This window comes from Streptomyces sp. NBC_01622, from assembly GCF_045209635.1.
In the GTDB taxonomy this organism is placed as follows: Bacteria; Actinomycetota; Actinomycetes; order Streptomycetales; family Streptomycetaceae; genus Streptomyces.
In genome coordinates this window covers 7,101,098-7,120,350 of sequence record NZ_CP109293.1, presented here as the reverse complement: position 1 = coordinate 7,120,350, position 19,253 = coordinate 7,101,098, and the positions used below count along the sequence as shown (strand labels likewise).

The 19,253-nt window shown below is 69.1% G+C and carries 16 protein-coding genes; 8 read left to right on the top strand and 8 right to left on the bottom strand.

Features of this window, described 5'->3' with window-relative positions:
- Positions 1-185 precede the first annotated feature (185 nt).
- From OH768_RS32870 to OH768_RS32840, 7 genes are all read left to right on the top strand, one after another.
- A complete protein-coding gene (locus OH768_RS32870; protein WP_406459580.1) occupies positions 186-1,505 on the top strand; it encodes an ABC transporter substrate-binding protein in 1,320 nt (439 codons plus the stop codon).
- Positions 1,502-2,524 (top strand): carbohydrate ABC transporter permease, encoded by a 1,023-nt coding sequence (locus OH768_RS32865; RefSeq protein WP_406459579.1) that lies wholly within the window; start codon positions 1,502-1,504, stop codon positions 2,522-2,524. Before OH768_RS32870 ends, OH768_RS32865 begins: the two co-directional genes overlap by 4 nt.
- The gene (locus OH768_RS32860; protein ID WP_406459578.1) at positions 2,521-3,426 is read left to right on the top strand and encodes a carbohydrate ABC transporter permease; all 906 of its coding nucleotides are present in this window, start codon (positions 2,521-2,523) and stop codon (positions 3,424-3,426) included. The genes OH768_RS32865 and OH768_RS32860 overlap by 4 nt, the downstream gene beginning before the upstream one ends.
- A gap of 86 nt (positions 3,427-3,512) precedes the next feature.
- Positions 3,513-4,940 carry a GH1 family beta-glucosidase gene (locus tag OH768_RS32855; protein ID WP_406459577.1) on the top strand — a complete coding sequence of 476 codons (1,428 nt, stop codon included), beginning with the start codon at positions 3,513-3,515 and terminating at the stop codon, positions 4,938-4,940.
- A 243-nt stretch (positions 4,941-5,183) separates the two neighbouring features.
- A complete protein-coding gene (locus OH768_RS32850) occupies positions 5,184-5,387 on the top strand; it encodes a DUF397 domain-containing protein (protein ID WP_406459575.1) in 204 nt (67 codons plus the stop codon).
- A 56-nt stretch (positions 5,388-5,443) separates the two neighbouring features.
- Positions 5,444-6,970, top strand: a complete 1,527-nt coding sequence (hutH, locus tag OH768_RS32845; protein WP_406459574.1) for a histidine ammonia-lyase — start codon at positions 5,444-5,446, stop codon at positions 6,968-6,970.
- 117 nt (positions 6,971-7,087) lie between these two features.
- Positions 7,088-7,885, top strand: a complete 798-nt coding sequence (locus OH768_RS32840) for a hypothetical protein (RefSeq protein WP_406459573.1) — start codon at positions 7,088-7,090, stop codon at positions 7,883-7,885.
- A 212-nt stretch (positions 7,886-8,097) separates the two neighbouring features.
- Here the strand turns inward: OH768_RS32840 and OH768_RS32835 are convergent, their stop codons facing one another.
- The 8 genes from OH768_RS32835 to OH768_RS32800 all read right to left on the bottom strand — a co-directional run bounded on the left by OH768_RS32835 (position 8,098) and on the right by OH768_RS32800 (position 18,552).
- Positions 8,098-10,101, bottom strand: coding sequence for a beta-galactosidase (locus tag OH768_RS32835; protein WP_406459571.1), 2,004 nt, complete (start codon positions 10,099-10,101; stop codon positions 8,098-8,100).
- Positions 10,098-11,414, bottom strand: coding sequence for a glycoside hydrolase family 36 protein (locus OH768_RS32830; RefSeq protein ID WP_406459570.1), 1,317 nt, complete (start codon positions 11,412-11,414; stop codon positions 10,098-10,100). Before OH768_RS32830 ends, OH768_RS32835 begins: the two co-directional genes overlap by 4 nt.
- Before the next feature lie 27 nt (positions 11,415-11,441).
- The gene (locus tag OH768_RS32825; RefSeq protein ID WP_406459568.1) at positions 11,442-12,335 is read right to left on the bottom strand and encodes a carbohydrate ABC transporter permease; all 894 of its coding nucleotides are present in this window, start codon (positions 12,333-12,335) and stop codon (positions 11,442-11,444) included.
- Positions 12,332-13,312: a carbohydrate ABC transporter permease gene (locus OH768_RS32820; protein ID WP_406459567.1), complete on the bottom strand. Its 981-nt coding sequence runs from the start codon at positions 13,310-13,312 to the stop codon at positions 12,332-12,334. The genes OH768_RS32825 and OH768_RS32820 overlap by 4 nt, the downstream gene beginning before the upstream one ends.
- Positions 13,309-14,607: an ABC transporter substrate-binding protein gene (locus tag OH768_RS32815; RefSeq protein WP_406459565.1), complete on the bottom strand. Its 1,299-nt coding sequence runs from the start codon at positions 14,605-14,607 to the stop codon at positions 13,309-13,311. The genes OH768_RS32820 and OH768_RS32815 overlap by 4 nt, the downstream gene beginning before the upstream one ends.
- 265 nt (positions 14,608-14,872) lie before the next feature.
- Positions 14,873-16,336: a cellulose binding domain-containing protein gene (locus OH768_RS32810; protein ID WP_406459563.1), complete on the bottom strand. Its 1,464-nt coding sequence runs from the start codon at positions 16,334-16,336 to the stop codon at positions 14,873-14,875.
- Positions 16,337-16,447: 111 nt separating this feature from the next.
- A complete protein-coding gene (locus tag OH768_RS32805; RefSeq protein ID WP_406459562.1) occupies positions 16,448-17,851 on the bottom strand; it encodes an ATP-binding protein in 1,404 nt (467 codons plus the stop codon).
- A complete protein-coding gene (locus OH768_RS32800; protein ID WP_406459561.1) occupies positions 17,848-18,552 on the bottom strand; it encodes a response regulator transcription factor in 705 nt (234 codons plus the stop codon). Before OH768_RS32800 ends, OH768_RS32805 begins: the two co-directional genes overlap by 4 nt.
- Before the next feature lie 111 nt (positions 18,553-18,663).
- Here OH768_RS32800 and OH768_RS32795 point away from each other — a divergent pair, with 111 nt between their 5' ends.
- Positions 18,664-19,206 carry a hypothetical protein gene (locus OH768_RS32795; protein WP_406459560.1) on the top strand — a complete coding sequence of 181 codons (543 nt, stop codon included), beginning with the start codon at positions 18,664-18,666 and terminating at the stop codon, positions 19,204-19,206.
- Positions 19,207-19,253 lie beyond the last annotated feature (47 nt).

The window sequence follows — 19,253 nt, the reverse complement described above, 5'->3', positions numbered from 1 at the left end:
GCGTCCGCTCCCTTGACACCCCCGCGCGAACCGACGACCCTTCAACACATCACCGGTGGGAGCGCTCCCACGGTACCTGACACATACACATCCCGCACGTTCCCCGCCCGAGCCGCAGCGTGAACTAACGGGCCCAACAATGCAGTTGGCCGGGGGGTCGGCACGTCAGGCAACAGGAGGACGCAATGCGCACGAGTACCCGACGGTCCCATCGGCTGATGGCCCTCGCGGCCGTCGCCGCCCTGACCACAGGGGTGCTGGCCGGTTGCTCCAGCGACTCGGACGGCACTTCGTCGAACGCGAGCGACAGCGGCAAGGGCAAGACCACGCTGACCGTCGGTACCTTCGGCGTCTTCGGCTACAAGCAGGCCGGTCTGTACGACGAGTACATGAAGCTCCACCCGAACATCACCATCAAGGAGGACGTCACCACCCGTACCGACGTGTACTGGCCCAAGGTCCTCACCCGGCTCCAGGCCGGTGCCGGCACCGACGACATCCAGGCCATCGAGGTCGGCAACATCACCGAGGCCGTCCAGACGCAGGCCGCCAAGTTCGTCGACCTGGGCAAGGACGTCGACAAGTCGCAGTGGCTGCCCTGGAAGAACGCCCAGGCCACCACCAAGGACGGCAAGCAGATAGGCCTCGGCACCGACACCGGCCCGATGGCGATCTGCTACCGCAAGGACCTCTTCCAGAAGGCCGGTCTGCCCACCGACCGCACCCAGCTCGCCAATCTGTGGAAGGGCGACTGGTCGAAGTACGTCAACGTCGGCAAGGACTACATGAAGAAGGCGCCCAAGGGCACCAAGTTCGTGGACTCCGCGTCCTCCGTCTACAACGCGGCCATCGGCGGCGAGAGCCAGCGGTACTACGACAAGGACGGCAACGTCATCTGGGACAAGTCGACCGGTGTCAAGGCGGCCTGGAACGCGGCGATGGCGGTGGCGACCAGCAACATGTCGGCGAAGCTGAAGCAGTTCGACCCGACCTGGGACCAGGGCTTCGCCAACGCGAGCTTCGCGACGGTGGCCTGCCCCGCCTGGATGATGGGCTACATCCAGGAGAAGTCCGGCACCGCCGGCAGCGGCAAGTGGGACGTGGCGGCGGCGCCGACCGCGGCCAACTGGGGCGGTTCCTTCCTCGGTGTTCCCACGGCGTCCAAGCACCAGGCCGACGCCATCGCGCTGGCGAAGTGGCTGACCGCGCCCGAGCAGCAGGAGAAGGTCTTCGCCAAGCAGGCCAGCTTCCCGTCCACCCCGGCGGCGTACCCGAATCTGAAGCCGGCCGCGGCCACGACGGCCTACTTCTCGAACGCGCCGATCACACAGATCTTCTCCGACTCGGCGAAGACGATCCCGGTGCAGACCTTCGGCATCAAGGACCAGCCGATCGGTACCGCGATCACTGACGTCGGCATCCTCCAGGTGGAGCAGAAGGGCAAGACCCCGGCCCAGGGATGGAGCGCCGCCACCAAGGAGATCAAGGACGTGCTCGGGCAGTGAGCAGCTCCAAGCAGGCCCTCGCACACCCCGCGCCGGGCTCCGGCGCCGCGCCCGGCCACCAGCCGGGCGCGGCCCGCGGCGGTCGCGGTACGCCGGCGCCCGGCCCGAGTTCGTGGCGGAGCCGGCTGTACCGCTGGGACATGAAGGCGTCGCCGTACGCGTTCATCTCCCCCTTCTTCATCATCTTCGGGGCCTTCGGCCTCATCCCGCTGCTCTACACGGCCTGGTACTCGCTGCACAACGTGCAGTTGTCGTCGCTGGACCACAAGTCGTGGGCGGGGCTGGACAATTACCGGAACCTGTTGTCCTCGGACTTCTTCTGGAACGCCCTGAAGAACACGTTCACCATCGGTCTGATCTCCACCGTGCCGCAGCTGTTGATGGCGATCGGGATCGCGCATCTGCTCAACTACCGGCTGCGCGGCTCGACCGTGTGGCGGGTCGTGATGCTCACTCCGTACGCCACCTCGGTGGCCGCGGCGACCCTCGTCTTCACGCTGCTGTACTCGTGGGACGGCGGCATGGTCAACTGGCTGCTGCACTTCGTCGGCGTGGGTGCCATCAACTGGCGTGAGTCCACGTGGGGTTCGCAGTTCGCGGTGTCGTCGATCGTGATCTGGCGCTGGACCGGCTACAACGCGCTGATCTATCTGGCGGCCATGCAAGCAATCCCCGCCGACCTCTACGAGTCGGCGGCGATCGACGGCGCGAACCGCTGGCAGCAGTTCCGCCATGTGACGATCCCCCAGCTGCGCCCCACCATCCTCTTCACCGTGGTCGTCTCCACCATCGGCGCGACCCAGCTCTTCGGCGAGCCCCTGCTGTTCGGCGGGGTCAGCGGTTCGAAGGGCGGCTCCGAGCACCAGTACCAGACGCTCGGCCTGTACATGTACGACCAGGGCTGGATCATCGGCAACCTCGGCAAGGCGTCCGCGATCGCCTGGTCGATGTTCCTGATCCTGCTGATCGTCGCCGCGATCAACCTGCTGTTCACCCGACGGCTGAGGAAGTCCCAATGACCACAAGCGAATTGACACTCCCTCAGGATCGGGTGCCGGTACCGCCGGCCCGCGCCCCGCGCCGCCGGGTGATGGGCGCGGGCAAGCAGATGCACGCGGGTCCGCTGACCTACGTCGTCCTGGTCGTCTTCGCGCTGGTCTCGCTGGCCCCGCTGGTGTGGACGGCGATCGCGGCCTCGCGCACCAACACGCGGCTCGCCCAGACCCCGCCGCCGCTGTGGTTCGGCGGGAACCTGTTCAAGAACCTCCAGACGGCCTGGGACCAGGCCGGCATGGGCACCGCGATGTTCAACTCCACGGTCGTCGCGGGCACCATCACCATCGGCACGGTGCTGTTCTCGACCTTGGCGGGCTTCGCCTTCGCCAAGCTGAAGTTCAGGTTCTCCAGCACCCTGCTCCTCCTCACCATCGGCACGATGATGATCCCGCCCCAACTGGCCGTCGTACCCCTGTACTTGTGGATGGCGGACCTGCACTGGTCGAACCACCTCCAGACGGTGATCCTGCCAACTCTGGTCAGCGCCTTCGGCACGTTCTTCATGCGCCAGTACCTGGTCCAGGCCCTGCCGACCGAACTGATCGAGGCGGCGCGGGTGGACGGCGCGAGCAGCCTCCGGGTGGTCTGGCACGTGGTCTTCCCGGCCGCCCGCCCGGCCATGGCGGTCCTGGGTCTCCTGACCTTCGTGATGGCCTGGAACGACTTCCTCTGGCCGATCATCGCCCTCAACCAGCAGAACCCCACCGTCCAGGTCGCCCTGAACTCCCTGGGCACCGGCTACATCCCCGACCAGTCGGTGATCATGGCGGGCGCCCTGCTCGGCACGCTGCCGCTGCTGATCGCCTTCCTGCTCTTCGGCAAGCAGATCGTGGGCGGGATCATGCAGGGCGCGGTCAAGGGCTGACGCCCGATCCGGGGCCGGGCACAGCAGGCTCGGCCCCTTCCTCCTCCTACTCATTGGTCTCCACGACCCCTTATGGGAGCGCTTCCATGCCTGAGCCCGTGACCCCCGTGACCTTTCCTCCCGCCTTCCTCTGGGGCGCCGCGACCTCCGCGTACCAGATCGAGGGGGCGGTGCGGGAGGACGGCCGTACGCCCTCGATCTGGGACACCTTCAGTCATACGCCGGGCCGTACGGCCGGTGGTGAGCACGGTGACATCGCTGTCGACCACTACCACCGCTACCGCGACGACGTGGCGCTGATGGCGGACCTGGGCCTGACGGCGTACCGCTTCTCGGTCTCCTGGTCACGGGTGCAGCCGACCGGCCGGGGCCCGGCGGTCCAGGTGGGCCTGGACTTCTACCGCCGTCTGGTGGACGAGCTGCTGGCGGTCGGCATCAAGCCGGCCCTCACCCTCTACCACTGGGACCTGCCGCAGGAGTTGGAGGACGCGGGCGGCTGGCCGGAGCGCGACACGGCGTACCGGTTCGCCGAGTACGCGCAGATCGTGGGCGAGGCGCTGGGCGACCGGGTGGAGCAGTGGATCACGCTCAACGAGCCGTGGTGCAGCGCGTTCCTGGGCTACGGCTCGGGGGTGCACGCGCCGGGCCGCACGGACGCGGGCGCTTCGCTTCGCGCGGCCCATCACCTCAACCTGGCGCATGGGCTGGCCACTTCGGCACTGCGGTCCGCGATCCCGGCCCGCAACTCGATCGCGGTGAGCCTCAACTCGTCGGTGGTCAGGCCCGCTTCGCAGTCACCGGCGGATCTGGCGGCGGCCCGGAAGATCGACGATCTGGCCAACGGGGTGTTCCACGGTCCGATGCTGCACGGGGCGTATCCGCAGTCGCTGTTCGAGGCGACGAGGTCGATCACGGACTGGTCGTACGTCCTCGACAACGACCTGACGCTGATTCACCAGCCGCTGGACGCACTGGGGTTGAACTACTACACGCCCACGCTGGTGGAGGCGGCGGCCTCTGCTTCGGCAGGCCCGCGCGCCGACGGCCATGGCGCGAGCGCGCACTCCCCCTGGCCGGGCGCGGACGACGTGGCGTTCCTCCAGACCCCGGGCGAGCGCACGGAGATGGGCTGGACGATCGACCCGACGGGCCTGTACGACCTGATCGCGCGGTACACGAGGGAGGCCCCGGGCCTCCCGCTGTACGTCACGGAGAACGGCGCGGCCTACGACGACAAGCCGGACCCGGAGGGGCGGGTCCACGACCCCGAGCGGATCGCGTACCTGCACGGCCACCTGTCGGCCGTACGGCGGGCCATCGCGGACGGTGCGGACGTGCGCGGCTACTACCTCTGGTCCCTGATGGACAACTTCGAGTGGGCGTACGGCTACGAGAAGCGGTTCGGGGCGGTGTACGTGGACTACGCGACGCTGGCCCGGACCCCGAAGTCGAGCGCGCGGTGGTACGGGGAGGCGGCGCGGACGGGCGTACTGCCGACGGCGGGTGAAGCCTGACCGACGGGGGACTCCGGGGGACGGGGCGCGGCACGCCGAGGGGGCGTGCCGCGCCCCGGCGGGATACAGCAGGTCAGAGACTTCCCGCAGGCGCCGGCCACGGCGGACGCCGAGCAGTTGCAGCAGGTCCACGGCGCCCGCGGACCGCTGGCGCCACCCGGAATCGGCGCCGGAGTCACACGAGTCACGCGACTCGCTGAGCCTGATCCAGCACGTCATGTACGCCCTTTGAGAGGACCCGCCATGCCCCACCTCGTCTGGCAGAAGTCGTCGTTCAGCACAGGCGGCGAGGGCGAGTGCGTGGAACTGGCGGCAGCGGCGACCGGCGCCCACATCCACCTCCGCGAGAGCGACCACCCCCACCACATAGCCGCGATCCCGCCCCACACCCTCGCCGCTCTCCTCCACGCGGTGAAGTCCCTGCCTCCCTTGCCAAGCTATAAATAAAGTGATTCATTCGCTATGCAAGTGAATGGATACACGTCAAGCGTGGGGAGCTGTCCGTGGCCGCTGTCACCCTGGGCAAGGAGCCGATCACCGTCGAACAGTTCGTCGCGGTCGCCCGCCACGGCGCCCGGGTCGAGTTCGACGCGACCTACGTCGACCGCGTGCGCAAGTCCCGCGCACTGGTCGAACGCTTCCTCGCCGAGAACCGCCTCGTCTACGGCGTCACCACCGGCTTCGGCGACAACGTCACGGAGGTCATCGACCCGGCGGACGCGGAGCAGCTCCAGCGCAACATCGTCCGCTCACACGCCGTGTCCGTCGGCGAGCCGCTGCCCACCGAGATCGTCCGCGCCATCGCTCTCATGGAACTGGTCGGCCTCGGCGAGGGCTACTCCGGCATCCGCTTCGAGACCCTGGAACTGATCCGGCGCATGCTCAACGCCGGCGTCACCCCGCACGTCCCCGGCGAGGGCTCCGTCGGCTATCTGGCCCCCGAGGCCCACATGGCCCTCGTACTCCTGGGAGAGGGCAGGGCGTCGTACGGCGGCCAACTGCTCCCCGGCGCCGAGGCGTTGGCCCGGATCGGGGAGCAACCGACCCGGCTCGCCTGCAAGGAGGGACTGTCGCTGACGAACGGGACGCACTCCGTCACCGCGATAGCCGTCCTCGCCGCCCATGACGCCGGCGTCGCGGCAACCACCGCCGACATCGCCGCGAGCCTGTCGGTACAGGCCCTCAAGGGCACGGTCCGCGCCTACGACGCCCGGTTGCAGGAGCGTAAACGGCACCCCGAGCAGGCCGCGGTAGCCGAGAACCTACGGCGACTCACCGCATCCAGCGCGATCAGCGCCGAGTTCCTCGACCACCGGCTCCAGGACAGCCTCTCCCTGCGCGCCGTCCCGCAGATCCACGGCGGCGCGAAGCGGGCGCTCGCACAGGCCCGGGAGGTCATCGTCGAGGAACTGCACTCCGTGGGCGACAACCCGGTCATCCACCCCGAGGGCGAGGACGGGGTAGCCCTGAGCGGCGCGAACTGCGACAGCACCTACGTCGGCATCCAGGCCGACACCATGGCCAACGCGATGACGGTCCTGGCCAAGGTCTCCGAACGCCGCACCGACCGCATGGTGAACAGCAACTTCAGCGAGCTGCCCGCCTTCCTGGCGCCCAAGCCCGGCCTCAACAGCGGCTACATGATCGCCCAGTACACGGCCGCCGCGCTGACGATGGAGTTGCGGGGCCTGGCAGTCCCCGCGTCCGCCGACAACGTCACCACCTCGGCCAATCAGGAAGACGCGGTCAGCAACGGCTACTTGGCCGCCCTGAAGGCCTACCGCGCGGCCCGCAAACTCGCCTACGTCATCGCGATCGAGCTGATGTGCGCGACGCAGGCCCTCGACCTGCTCGCGCCGCTCTCGCCCTCCCCGGCGGCGGAGGCGCTACGGGCGAGGATCCGGGAAGCCGTCCCGACCGTTGACGAGGACCGGGTCTTCCACGCCGACATCGAGCACATCGCCGAACTGGTGCGGAGCGGGGAGACGGTGCGGGTGGTCGAGGACGTGGTCGGCCCACTGCACAACTGAGGCAGCCCGCCGCCATTCACAGCCACCCCTCAGACCCCGCGCAGCAACCTCTCAGCCCCAAGTCGTCCAATCCCTGTGTACGGGGTGATTCGATCCCGGCGCGGACGGGAGGACGTCGTGTTTTTCTTCGTGTTGGTGCTGCTGGCCCTGGTCGTCGGCGGTGCGGTCGCCTACGGCAAGCGGCAGGCGGGCGGCGGGAGTTCACGGTCGGGAGCCGGGAGCGCGCAGCAGGTCTACGACGCCGACGCGGGCGCCGAGGCCACCCGCTGGGTGGAGCGGCTCGGCGGGAGTCTGTCCACGCTGGATGCGGATGGGAACACGGCCGCCCGGCAGGCCCTCGCCGACGCCGCCGAGCGGCACCGTGCCGCCGAGGGGCAACTCGCCACCGCCTACTCCCCCATGCAGTACGGGCTGGTGACGCAGACCGCCATCGAGGGGCTGCACCACATCAGGACCGCCCGTGGCGCGCTGGGCCTCGACCCGGGGCCCGAGTTGCCCGCGCAGGGTACCGGCGGGCAGGTCACGGTCGGCGGACAGACGTACACGGCCTCGGCACGGCCCGGCGCGAACACGCCGTACTACTACCCCGGCGGGGTCGTCAACGGCCTTTCCATGGCCGGGGGTTGGTACAGCACCCATGGTGGAAGACGGCCCTCGTCGCGGGCGCCGCGGGAGTCGGCGGCATGCTGCTCGCGGACGCGCTCTTCGACGGCTTCCACCATCACGGGCCGGGCGGAGGGATGTTCGGCGGGATGGACGGGCGGGGCGTGCAGGGTCGGAGACGCCGATCAGTTGTCACTCGTAGCCGAGATTTTCCTCGGAGTGCAGGCGCCACCCGTCGGACCGCTTGACCAGGACGAAGGCGGTGCGCTCAGAAGCGTCGTAGTACCCGGAATCCGGGTCGTGGCCACATAGGAACCGGAGCGCCTCGACCCGCGCCCTGTCCGGGGTCTCACTGACGACGGTCACCTGTTCCAGTGTGGACTCCGCGCCGAATACATCGGTCTTGCCGCCGTCGTTCGCCTTGGCGTACTCGACGCAAAAGTCAGCAGGGCTCCGGTAGAGCATCTGAACCTCTTGGGTGCGGGTTGCGGCCAGTTCGTACGAGCATGAGGCTTTGTCGTCGCTCACGGAAGTGACCGTCCGTTCTGCTCCCGGACCACCACCACACCGCCCGGCGGAACACTCACCGAGCCGCCCAACACCCGCTCCCCGGAGAGCAGTTCGACCGCGTCCTCCGCGACCCGCACCTCCGCACCCCGCCCCGCGTGGTCGATGAGGAACAGATAGTCCGCGTCCGCGCCGCGCCGCAGTACCGCCTCCACGCCCTCCGGCGTCACCCGTACCGGCTCCACTCCCGCCTCGCGGCGGATGAGGTCCAGGAGGCCTGCGAGGGTCGCCGGGTCGGGGTGCGTGGCCAGGTACCAGGTCGTGCCCGTGCCGTACGCGTTCCGCGTCACCGCCGGGACACCGGCCAGCGGACCCTCCGTGTACGACGTCACCGCCTCGGCGCCGCCCGTCAGTGCCACCCGCTCCGACCACAGGGACGCCGTACCACCACCGCTCAGCCCCAGCGACTCGCCCGGCAGGAGTGGGAACAACTCGTCCGACCGCACGCCCAGCGTCTCCCGCAACGCCCCGGGGTAACCCCCCAGCCGCACATGGCAGTTCTCGTCCACGGCCCCGCTGTGGAAGCCCACCGCGAGCGTGCCGCCAGACGACGCGAAGCCGGAGAGGTTGGCCGCGCCTGCGTCGTCCACCAGGTACAGGCTGGGGGCCAGGACCAGGCGGTACGGCGACAGGTCCGCGTCCGGGCGGACGAAGTCCACCGCGATACCCGATCGCCACAACGGCTCGTACCAGGAGCGGACTTGGTCCAGGTAGCGGACCTCCTCGCTGGGCTGGGACGGGAGTTCCAGGGCCCAGCGGGCGTTCCAGTCCCACACCACCGCGACCGACGCCTTGCCCGTGCTGCCCCGCACCTCCGCCAACGCCCGCAGGTCCGCGCCCAGTTGGACCACGTCCCGCCAGATCGCGCTGTCCGTCCCCGCGTGCGGCAGCATCGCCGAGTGCCACTGTTCGGCGCCCGCCTTCGCCGCCCGCCACTGGAAGTAGGCGATGCCGTCCGCGCCGTGCGCGACATGGGCGAGCGCGTTGCGTCTCAACTCACCTGGGTTCTTCGCCCTGTTGACCGGCTGCCAGTTCACCGCGCCGGTCGAGTGCTCCATCAGCAGCCAGGGCCGGCCGCCCGCCAGCGAGCGGACCAGGTCGCCGCTCATCGCGATGTCGATCTCCGACTCCGGGTCCGTGGAGCGGAGGTAGTGGTCGTTCGACACCACGTCCAACTCCGGTGCCCAGCGCCAGTAGTCCAGCGCGTCGAAGTTGAACATCACCATGAAGTTGGTGGTGGCGGGGATCGTCGGGGCCGACTCCCGCAGTACGTCCCGTTCCGCCTTGTACAGCGACAGGAGCGCGTCGCTGCAGAAGCGGCGCCAGTCCAGCTGGTGGGCCGGGTTCGGGACCGCGCCCGTCGCGCGCGGGGGCAGGACCTCCGCCCAGTCGTAGTACCACTGGCTCCAGAAGGCCGTGCCCCAGGCGTCGTTCAGCGCCGGCAGGCTGTCGCCGTACTTCGCGCGCAGCCACACCCGGAACGCCTCGGCGCTCTCGTCGCAGTAGCAGGCCGGGTTGTGGCAGCCGTACTCGTTGTGGATGTGCCACATCGCGACCGCCGGGTGGGCGGCGTAGCGGCGGGCCAGTTCGCCCGCGATGCGCAGGGCCGCCGTACGGTACGCGGGGCTTGAGGGGCAGAACGTCTGGCGGCTGCCGTACGACAGTCTCCGGCCGTCCCGGTCCACCGGCAGCGCCTCCGGGTGGGCGCGGAAGAACCAGGCCGGGGGTGCCGCCGTCGGGGTCGCCAGGTCGGCCTTGATGCCGTGCTGTTGGAGCAGGCCCAGGACCTTGTCCAGGAGGGTGAAGTCGTAGACGCCCTCGGCCGGTTCCAGCAGTGCCCACGAGAAGATGCCGACGCTGACCATGGTCACCCCGGCCTCGCGCATCAGGCGCATGTCCTCGGCCCAGACCTCCTCGGGCCACTGCTCGGGGTTGTAGTCGCCGCCGTATGCGATGGTCATCGTGCAACTCCCGTCAACAGGCGGCGAGTTGTCGCCACGCCCCATTGGTCGAGCGACAGCAGGCGGTCGCTCGACGCCATCAGGCCGCCGGTGGCCTCCACATGGGCCGCCCAGCGTTCGCGGGTCTCCACGGCCGGGCGGGCCATCAGGCAGTCGGGGTCGTTGGTCCAGAGGCGGCCGTGCTGCCACTGGCGGGCGAATCCCGTGAACTCGGCGGAATCCTGGCCGGGTTGGGAGTAGTCGTCGGCCTCGGGGCGGCGGTGCGGTGCCGTGTCGGGGCTGATCCGCATCGCGTCGAACAGGCCGAGGGAGGGGAGGATCGGCGCGCCGCACCCCAGCAGGTAGGCGTCCGGGCCGATCGCCTCGCGGATCAGCGCGATCCCGGCCCGGTAGGCCTCGATGGCGTCAACTCCCTTGTGGCGTAGGCCGTCCAGGGCGCCGGCGTAGAGGAAGTCGGCCTTGAAGTAGTCGTAGCCCTCGGTGCGGAGGGTGGCGTAGACCTCGGTCAGGTACGCCGCCGCGCCGGGGTGGGTGGGGTCCAGGACGCAGAGGTCGTGGCCCCAGTTGCGGCCGGCGTGGGCGAAGCCGCCCGCCGGGTCGCGCACCAGCCACTCGGGGTGTTCGGCGGCCAGGTCGCTCGCAGGGTCCACCAGGAAGGGGGCCGTCCAGATACCCGCCCTGCGGCCACGCGCGCGGATCGTGTCGGCTGTGCCGGCCCGTGAGCGGAAGCGGCCGGACAGGGTCAGCCAGTCGCCCAGGGCCCTCTGGTAGCCGTCGTCGATCTGGACGACGTCTATCGGGAGGTCGAGGGTGTCCATCGCGCGGAGGTTCTCGTGGATGTCGTCCTCGGTGACGGCGGTGAAGTACTCGTACCAGGAGCACCAGACCGTGGGCGCGGGGCGGGGGGACGGCAGGGCCAGGCTGTCGGCCCAGTCCCCCAGCACGGACTGGATGGTGGTGCCCGTCCACTCCTTCACCGGGCCGTCGGCGGCGATCTCCGCCACCCCCTCCCGTACCGACAGCCGGATCGACGGGACCGATCCGGTGGGGTCGACCGCCGCCCACAGGCGGGCCGGTGAGCCGTCGCCGGGGTCGAGGGCGAGCAGACCCTCGCCCTGGAAGACTTCGGCGGGGACGGTGGCGCCTGGGCGGTAGCACACCGTCGCCCAGTTGGCGTTGGCCGGCCGGTACGGCCTCGCGCCCAAGGAGTAGGCGCCGCTCGGGCTCCAGGACTGCCAGCCCTCCTCGTGGACCCGGGCGGTGCGCGGATTCACGGGGACGGAGGCGAGCGCGGTGAAGGGGTGGTCGTGCACGGTGGTTCTCTTTCAAGGGGAAGGGCGTCAGCCCTTGTTGGCGCCCAGCGTGAGACCGCTGACGAACTGGCGCTGGAGCGCGAAGTACACGATCAGGGTCGGGATCGCGGTGAGCAGGGCGCCGGCCGCGACCAGGTTGGGGTCGGTGAAGTACTGGCCGGAGAGGTTGTTCAGGGCGGAGGTGATCGGCATGTTCTCGCCGGTCGAGATCAGCACGATCGCCCAGAAGAAGTCGTTGTAGATCCAGATGGAGAGCAGGGTGGCCAGGGCCGCCATCGCCGGCTTGCACAGCGGCAGCACGATCTGCCAGTACTGGCGCCACACGGACGCGCCGTCCACCAGGGCCGCCTCGGTCAGCTCGGTCGGCAGCATCCGCATGTAGTTGCTGAGCACGAAGGCGCAGAAGCCGGACTGGAACGCCACATGGATGAGGACGAGGCCCAGCGCGGAGTCGTAGAGCTTGCCGCTCATCGTGATGCCCGGCAGGTCGATCAGCAGGTACAGGCGGTACAGCGGGGTGATGATGACCTGCTGCGGCAGCAGGTTGCCGGCCGTGAAGACCAGCAGCAGGGCGATGTTGAAGCGGAAGTCGAACCGGCTGACGTAGAACGCGACCATCGACGCCAGCAGCAGCGTGAGCAGCACGGCCGGGACCGCGATGATCAGTGTGTTGACGAAGTAGTGCGTCATGTCGGACTGCTGGAACGCGTTCTTGAAGTTGTCGAAGTTCAGCGTGTCCGGCCAGGAGACGTAACCCTTGTTGCTGGTCTCCGCGTACGGGCGCAGGGCCGCGTAGACTGCCCACAGCAGCGGGGCGAGCCAGGCCAGCGAGGTGACGACGAGGAACGTGTGCAGCAGGACCCGGGCGGGGCGGAGCGGGGTGCGCTGCTTCACGCCGAGCGCGGCGGTGGTGGTGGTCATGCGCGCCGCTCCTTCCGGAAGGTCGCGATCAGGTACGGAATGATGACCGCGAGGGAGATGACCAGCAGGACGACGGCGATCGCCGACCCGTAACCGATCCGGCTGGACTCGCCGATGATGTTGTTGGTGATCAGGATCGACAGCAGCTCGGTGCCCTGGGCGCCCTTGTTGAAGACGAAGACCAGGTCGAAGGCGCGCAGCGACTCGATGATCGTGACGACCAGGACGACCGTGTTGGTGGGGCGCAGCGTCGGGAAGATGACGTTCTTGAACGTCTGCCACTCGTTCGCGCCGTCCAGTGCGGAGGCTTCCCGCAGGGACGGGTCGACGCCCTTCAGACCGGCCAGGTAAAGGATCATCATGTAGCCGGCGTGCCGCCAGGAGGCGGCGATCAGGACGGCCCACAGGTTGAGCTTGGGGTCGCCGATCCAGTCGATGTAGTGGCCTGGCTTGTTGGCCCCGATGAGGCTGTTGATCAGGCCGGTGTCCGGGTTGTAGATCAGCTGCCAGACAAATCCGGTGACCGCCAGCGACATCACGACCGGCAGGAAGAACGCGGTCTGGTAGACGCGGCTGAAGCGGATCTTCTTGTCCAGCTGCACGGCCAGGAACAGGCCGAAGGGCGTCGGCAGCAGGATGAGCACGACGAACCAGATGATGTTGTGCTCAAGGGCGGGCCAGAACTGCGGGTTGTCGGCGAACAACTGGCGGAAGTTGTCCAGCCCGACCCACTTGATCGAGCCGAAGCCGATGCCGTCCCAGCTGGTGAAGGCCAGGGCGATCGAGGCGAGGGCGGTGACCCAGACAAGGGCCACGTGCAGGACCGTCGGCACGCCCGCCATGAAGGCGAGCGTGATGCGGTCACGGCGGGTCAGCAGGCGCTTGGCGCCCTTCGGGACCCGCTTCTTGGCAGGCGCGGGGCCCGGAGGCGGAACGGCTTCCGCCTCCGGGCTCGTCGTAGTCGTCTCGGAGATCATGAGGAGGCGAAGATCGTCTTCTTCTGGCGCTCGATCGAGGACAGCAGACTGTCGACGCCCTTGGGGTTCTGGAGGAACTTCTGCAGTCCGGGCTGCATCACCGTCGAGGTGAAGTCCGGACGGGAATCACGGTCCATGAACTGGGTGAGGCTCTTGGCGGCGCCGATCATGTCGAACGCCTTCTTCTGCAGCGGCGAGTACGCGGCGGTGGAGGCCTTGCTGGAGGCGGCCACCACGCTCGGGTCGGTCTTGAGGTACAGCTCCTCGGCCGCCGGGCTGCCCAGGTACTCCATGAGCTTCACGACACCGTCGTGGTTCTTCGGGGCCTTGCTGACCATGAAGCCGTCGGTGGGCGCCTCGACGGTGTCCTGGCCGTACGCGGAGTTGATCTCCGGGAAGGCGAAGAAGTCGAGGTCGTCGAGGTCGGCCTTGTTGGTGAACTGCTGCGCCACGAAGGAGCCCAGCAGGTACATGCCGGACTTCTTCGACACGATGCCCTGTGCCGCGTCCTGCCAGGTGCGGCCCATGAAGCCCTCCTGGTGGTACGGGAGCAGCTCGGACCAGTGGTCGAAGACCGCCTTGACCTTGGGGTCGGTCCACGACTCGGTGCCCGCCATCAGCGCCTTGTGGAAGTCGTAGCCGTTGAGGCGGAAGTTGATCTGGTCGAAGGTGCCCATCGCCGGCCACTGGTCCTTGTCGCCGAAGGCGATCGGGACCAGGCCGTCCTTCTTCATCTGCTTGCAGAGGGCGACCAGCTGGTCCCAGGTGGTCGGGACGGTGTAGCCCTTCGCCGTGAAGACGCTCTTGCGGTAGAAGATCGCCCACGGGTACGTGGTCAGCGGCACGAAGTAGTACTTGCCGTCCTCGCCCTTGCTGAGCTTCTTCATGGCGTCGGGGAAGTTGTCCCCGATCTTCGCCCACACGTCGTCGATCGGGGTGGCGAGCTTCTTGGCCGCGAAGAACTGCATCCGGTACCCGGCGAACCAGTTGAACACGTCGTCCGGCGTGCCCTGGAGGTAGGAGTTGATCTGCTCCTGGAAGGTGTTGTGGTCCTTCGTGTTGACCTTGACGGTAATGCCGGAGGTCTTCTTGAAGTCCGCGTAGACGCTCGCGAACGCCTTCTTCGGCACGGCGTCGGACGCGTTGGAACCGAGCGTGACGGTCTTCGAGTCGGACGAGCCGGTGCTGCTGCCACAGGCGCTCAGCAGGGGTATACCGGCTCCGAGCACGGCGGCGCCGCCTATGCCGCGCAGGACGGAACGGCGGCTCGCGGCGGGGAGGGAGAAGTCGGGCATGTACGGCTCCTGACGGACAGGGTTCGGCCGGAATGCGCCATGCCCCAGGTCGTCGTAACCGACCAGAAACCAACGCGACCAAACACGGTGGCGTAATAACAGTCCCATGTCTGGTCATGCGTCAACACCCGCCGCCTTCATTTGTCGAAACGTAATCGACACGCACGAGCAAGAGAAGCGGACGTACAGCCGAGTGGCCATACGTCCGCTACGGGGCGACTGGGGCCGCGGGAGCCGCGAGGGGCTCCCGGGGCACGTGGGGCGACTACTGCAAGGCGGAGAAGGCCTTGGAGAAGGCGGACGGGGCCTGCGCGATCGAACTGCAGGTCGCGTCGGCGGTGGGCTTGACCCCGCCTGCGCACTGCTTGTCGCGGGTCGCGGACCACATCGAGATACCGCCGAGCCCCTTCGCCTTGGCGAAAGCGACGAGCTGGGTCGCGTCGTCGACCTTGAAGACCTCCGATGACACGTCATTCACGCCGATCATCGGAGTGACAGAAACCGCTTTCCATGCAGCGCTTTCAGAGAGCCCGAGAACACTCTTGACTTGGGCCTGAGTAGCGGTAGCCGCTTGCTCTGAGTACGTTCCCATATCTCCGCTGTAGGCCGGTCCGTAGTCCATCGCCATGATGTTGACCGTGCCGATTTTCACGCCGTTGGACGTGGCGTTGGAGAGCAGGTTCACACCGTCCTGGGTGAGGCCCTCGGGCATCACCGGGAGGGTGTAGGAGACGTCCAGGTTCGGGTGCTGCTGCTGGAGCTTGGCTATCGCCTGGGCGCGGATCGTGTTCGCCGCCGTGTTGGGCAGCGCGCCGCCCTCGATGTCGAAGTCGACCTTGGTGAGGCCATACGCGTCCACGACCTTGCCGTAGGCCGTCGCCAGCGCGCTCGCCGAACCGCACGTCGTCGCCAGCTCGGAGCCGGACGCACCGCCGAAGGAGACCCGCACGTCGCCGCCCTTGGCACGCAGCGCGCCGATCTGGGAGGCCACGCCGTCGCTCGCGAGGTCCGTCACCCCACCCCACTTGGGGGTGCAGCCGCCGCCGTCGGTGATGAAGGCGAGGTTGTAGTTCTTCACGCCGGTCGCGGTGACGTTCCCGAGCAGGTCGAAGGCCGGGTAGAGGGAGGTGTCGACGTAGGGGGCGAAGCCTCCGGCGGCCGTCGTGCCGGTGCTTTGAGACGGCGAGGCGGTGGGGGTCGGCGTGGGAGTGGGGGTCGGCTTGGCGGTGGCGGTGGGCGTGGCGGTCGGTGTGGGCGTCGGCGACGAGGCCGTCGGGCGGCCGGTCGGCTCGGGGGTCGCGGTGCCGTCGGCCGAACACTTGGCGTTGTCGATGAGACAACTCGTCGGCTGGCCCGTGCCGTTGACCACGAAGCCGACTGTGACCGACTCGCCGGCCGCGAGCCCGTCCGTGTCCCACTTCGGCGGCTTCACGGTGACGTGCTGCCCGCTCGCACTCGACTCGGCGTTCCACAGCGAGCTCAGCTTCGAACCGGACGGCAGGTCGAACTCCAGCGTCCAGTCCTTCTTCGTGGCGCCGGTGGTGTTCGTGACGACGTACTGCGCGGTGTACCCCGTCGACCACTCGCTGGTCCTGGTGTAGGCCGCGCCGACGCTCGCCGCCTGGGCCACGCCGGTCAGCAGGATCGCGCCGCCGCCGACCACCGCCGCGGCGACCGCTCCGCCGATCACCTTGTTCCTGTTGCTGATCCTGCGCCGGTGGGTGCTCATCGCGTGCCTGCTTTCGCTGTCCGCCTGGGGGGTGGGTGCGGCAGCACGCTAGCGATCCGGAATCGGGCAAAGCGCCTGATCCGGGCGGGGGTTGGCGATCTTAGGGCGCGCTTAAGGGAGGGATCGGGAACGGTTAAAGGTAGAGACCAATCTCCCGCGCCGGCGCCGTCGTACGGCCCCTCGATGCCCCTTGCGCTCCGGCTCGCGCCCGTCCAGCTGGATCCAGATCCGCACCTCCGTGCCGCCGAGCATCGAGGAGCCGATGCGGACGTCCCCGCCCGTCGACTCGGCAAGCCTGCGCACGATGTCCAGGCCGAGCCCGGTCGACCCGTCGCTGCCGGAGCCGCGCCCGCGGGCCATCGCCGCCTCGGGGTCGCGTATGCCGGAGCCCGCGTCCGAGACGAGCATGATCACCGCGTCCTCGCTGTTGTGCACGTCGACCGCGAAGGCCGTGCCCTCGGGCGTGTGCCGGAACACATTGCCCAGCAGGGCGTCGAGGGCGGCGACCAGGTCGGCGCGGGCCACGGGTATCCGCACCGGCCGCTCCACCCCGGCCACCCGCACCTTGCGGCCCTCGTCCTCGGCGAGCGCGGACCAGAACCGCATCCGCTCGCGCACCACCTCGGCCGCGTCGCACCCGGCGCCGGGCCCGGCCGCCACGGTCTGCGGCTTGGCCTCCCGCGCGGTCCGGATGATCGTGTCGACCTCCCGCTCCAGCTGCGCGACGGCGGTCCGCGTCTGCTCGGCGGCCGGACCGTCCCCTAGCGACGCCGCGTTGAGCCGCAGCACGGTGAGCGGCGTGCGGAGGCGGTGCGACAGATCGGCCGCCAACTCCCTTTCGTTCGCCAGCAGTTGTACGACCTGGTCGGCCATGGAGTTGAACGCGACTGCCGCCAGCCGCAGTTCGGTCGGCCCCTCCTCGGGCACCCGCGCCCCCAGCTTTCCCTCTCCCAGTTCGTGCGCGCCCTCGACCAGGCGCTGCGCGGGCTGCACCATCCGTACGCCCAGCCGGTCGGCGACCGCTACGGAACCGACGATCAGCGCGATGCCGACCCCGGCGAGCACCGCCCAGGCCGTACCGACGCCGTTGCTGACCTCCGACTCCGGGACGAACACCTCGACGACGGATATCTCGCCGGAGTTGAGCGCGACCGGCTGCAGCAGGGTGGAGCCGCCGGGCACCTCGGTGGTGGAGGCGCGGCCCAACTTCCTTACGGTCGCGATGTCCTTGCCTGCGGCGCGCTGCCGCCCGATGTCGAGGGCGGCTTTCCCCTCCCCCGCCGGTATGTGGACGGCCATCCCGGAGTCCGTGCCCGCCGAGGCGACGACCTTCTCCAGCTGGTCCCGGTCGGTGGTGATGGACAGCGCGGGAGCGACGGCGGCTGCCTCCCGCTCCGCGTTCGAGAAGGCGCGGTCGCGGGCCATCTCCTTGATGACCAGGCCCAGCGGCACCGCGAAGGCGACGACGACCATCGCCGCGATCGCCAGACAGACCCTGACCAGTGCCCACCTCATCGCAGCGGCTCCGCTCCCGGTGGCTCCAGCTTCACGCCGACACCCCGCAGGGTGTGCAGATAACGCGGCCGGGCCGCCGTCTCCCCCAACTTCCGGCGCAGCCAGGACAGATGGACGTCGATGGTCTGGTCGTCGCCGTAGGACTGCTGCCACACCTCGGCGAGGAGTTCCTTGCGCGGGACGACCACACCGGGCCGGCCGGCCAGGAAGGCGAGGAGGTCGAACTCGCGGCGGGTGAGGTCGAGTCGGACGCCGTCCAGGTCGGCCTGGCGGCGCAGCGGGTCGACAGTGAGACCGCCGACGCGGAGGACCGAGGACGAGGGTGCCTCGCCGGTGGCGGCACGGGAGCGTCGTAGAACAGCGGACATGCGGGCGGACAGATGGTCGACCGAGAAGGGCTTGGTGAGGTAGTCGTCCGCGCCCGCGTTCAACAGGCGGACGATCTCCGTCTCGTCGTCCCGCGCGGTGGCGATGATCACAGGGACATCCGTGATCCCGCGCAGCATCTTCAGGGCCTCGGACCCGTCCAGGTCGGGCAGTCCGAGGTCCAGGATGACCACGTCGAAACGGAAATGGGCGACCTCGCGCAGCGCCTCAAGTGCCGTACCGACACTGCGCACCGTGTGTGCGGCGTCGGTCAGATGCCGGATGAGGGCCGAGCGTACGAACTGGTCGTCCTCGACCACGAGCACACTTGCCATGCGCCGCACCGTACGCCATGCGGGCGACCCGCATCCGGGCCTGTGGACAACTCCCGCCCGTGGACAAAGCCATGGCCATCGCCGCGACACCCGTGGGGCGCGTGAGGCAGTATGGCCGCGATGCCCAGAGGACTCGTCAACGGATTCATGCACGTGCTGGCCTGGTCGCTCGCCACCGGCGCGGCGGTCACGCTGTCCTGGTGGGGCGTCCACACGGTCATGACGGGCACGGCCTACGACCCGCCGCGCGCCCTGCCCATCACGGCGGCCGGCGCGACCGCGCAGGAGGCGACACCGCCCGCCGAACCGACGGTTCGGGCCGAATCGGTCCCGAGCCCGTCGAGCACCCCGACACCGACCCGCAGCCCGAGCCCGACCCCCACGGAGACGGCTACGGCGAGCCCGTCCCCCTCCGTCTCCACCTCCGGCCAGGTCAAGAGCTACGACACCGACGGCGGGCGGGTGGTGCTCGAACTCGACTTCGCGCCGGCCTATGTGTCGCTCGTGTCGGCCACACCGGGTACGGGCTGGTCGATGCAGGTGTGGAAGACGGACTCGTGGCTCCGGGTGGAGTTCACCAAGGGCACGGGCAAGGTGTCGGTGATCTGTACGTGGCACGACGGGGCGCCGCGGGTGGATGTGGGGAACTACTAGCGCCCGGGCGGCCCGGGCCAGACGGACCAGAAAGTGAAAGCCAACTA

Coding starts and splice junctions, on each gene's coding strand:
- OH768_RS32870 (WP_406459580.1), top strand. CDS start 186: ATGCGCACGAGTACCCGACGGTCCCATCGGCTGATGGCCCTCGCGGCC.
- OH768_RS32860 (WP_406459578.1), top strand. CDS start 2,521: ATGACCACAAGCGAATTGACACTCCCTCAGGATCGGGTGCCGGTACCG.
- OH768_RS32855 (WP_406459577.1), top strand. CDS start 3,513: ATGCCTGAGCCCGTGACCCCCGTGACCTTTCCTCCCGCCTTCCTCTGG.
- OH768_RS32850 (WP_406459575.1), top strand. CDS start 5,184: ATGCCCCACCTCGTCTGGCAGAAGTCGTCGTTCAGCACAGGCGGCGAG.
- OH768_RS32835 (WP_406459571.1), bottom strand. CDS start 10,101: ATGACCATCGCATACGGCGGCGACTACAACCCCGAGCAGTGGCCCGAG.
- OH768_RS32825 (WP_406459568.1), bottom strand. CDS start 12,335: ATGACCACCACCACCGCCGCGCTCGGCGTGAAGCAGCGCACCCCGCTC.
- OH768_RS32820 (WP_406459567.1), bottom strand. CDS start 13,312: ATGATCTCCGAGACGACTACGACGAGCCCGGAGGCGGAAGCCGTTCCG.
- OH768_RS32815 (WP_406459565.1), bottom strand. CDS start 14,607: ATGCCCGACTTCTCCCTCCCCGCCGCGAGCCGCCGTTCCGTCCTGCGC.
- OH768_RS32810 (WP_406459563.1), bottom strand. CDS start 16,336: ATGAGCACCCACCGGCGCAGGATCAGCAACAGGAACAAGGTGATCGGC.
- OH768_RS32805 (WP_406459562.1), bottom strand. CDS start 17,851: ATGAGGTGGGCACTGGTCAGGGTCTGTCTGGCGATCGCGGCGATGGTC.
- OH768_RS32800 (WP_406459561.1), bottom strand. CDS start 18,552: ATGGCAAGTGTGCTCGTGGTCGAGGACGACCAGTTCGTACGCTCGGCC.
- OH768_RS32795 (WP_406459560.1), top strand. CDS start 18,664: ATGGCCGCGATGCCCAGAGGACTCGTCAACGGATTCATGCACGTGCTG.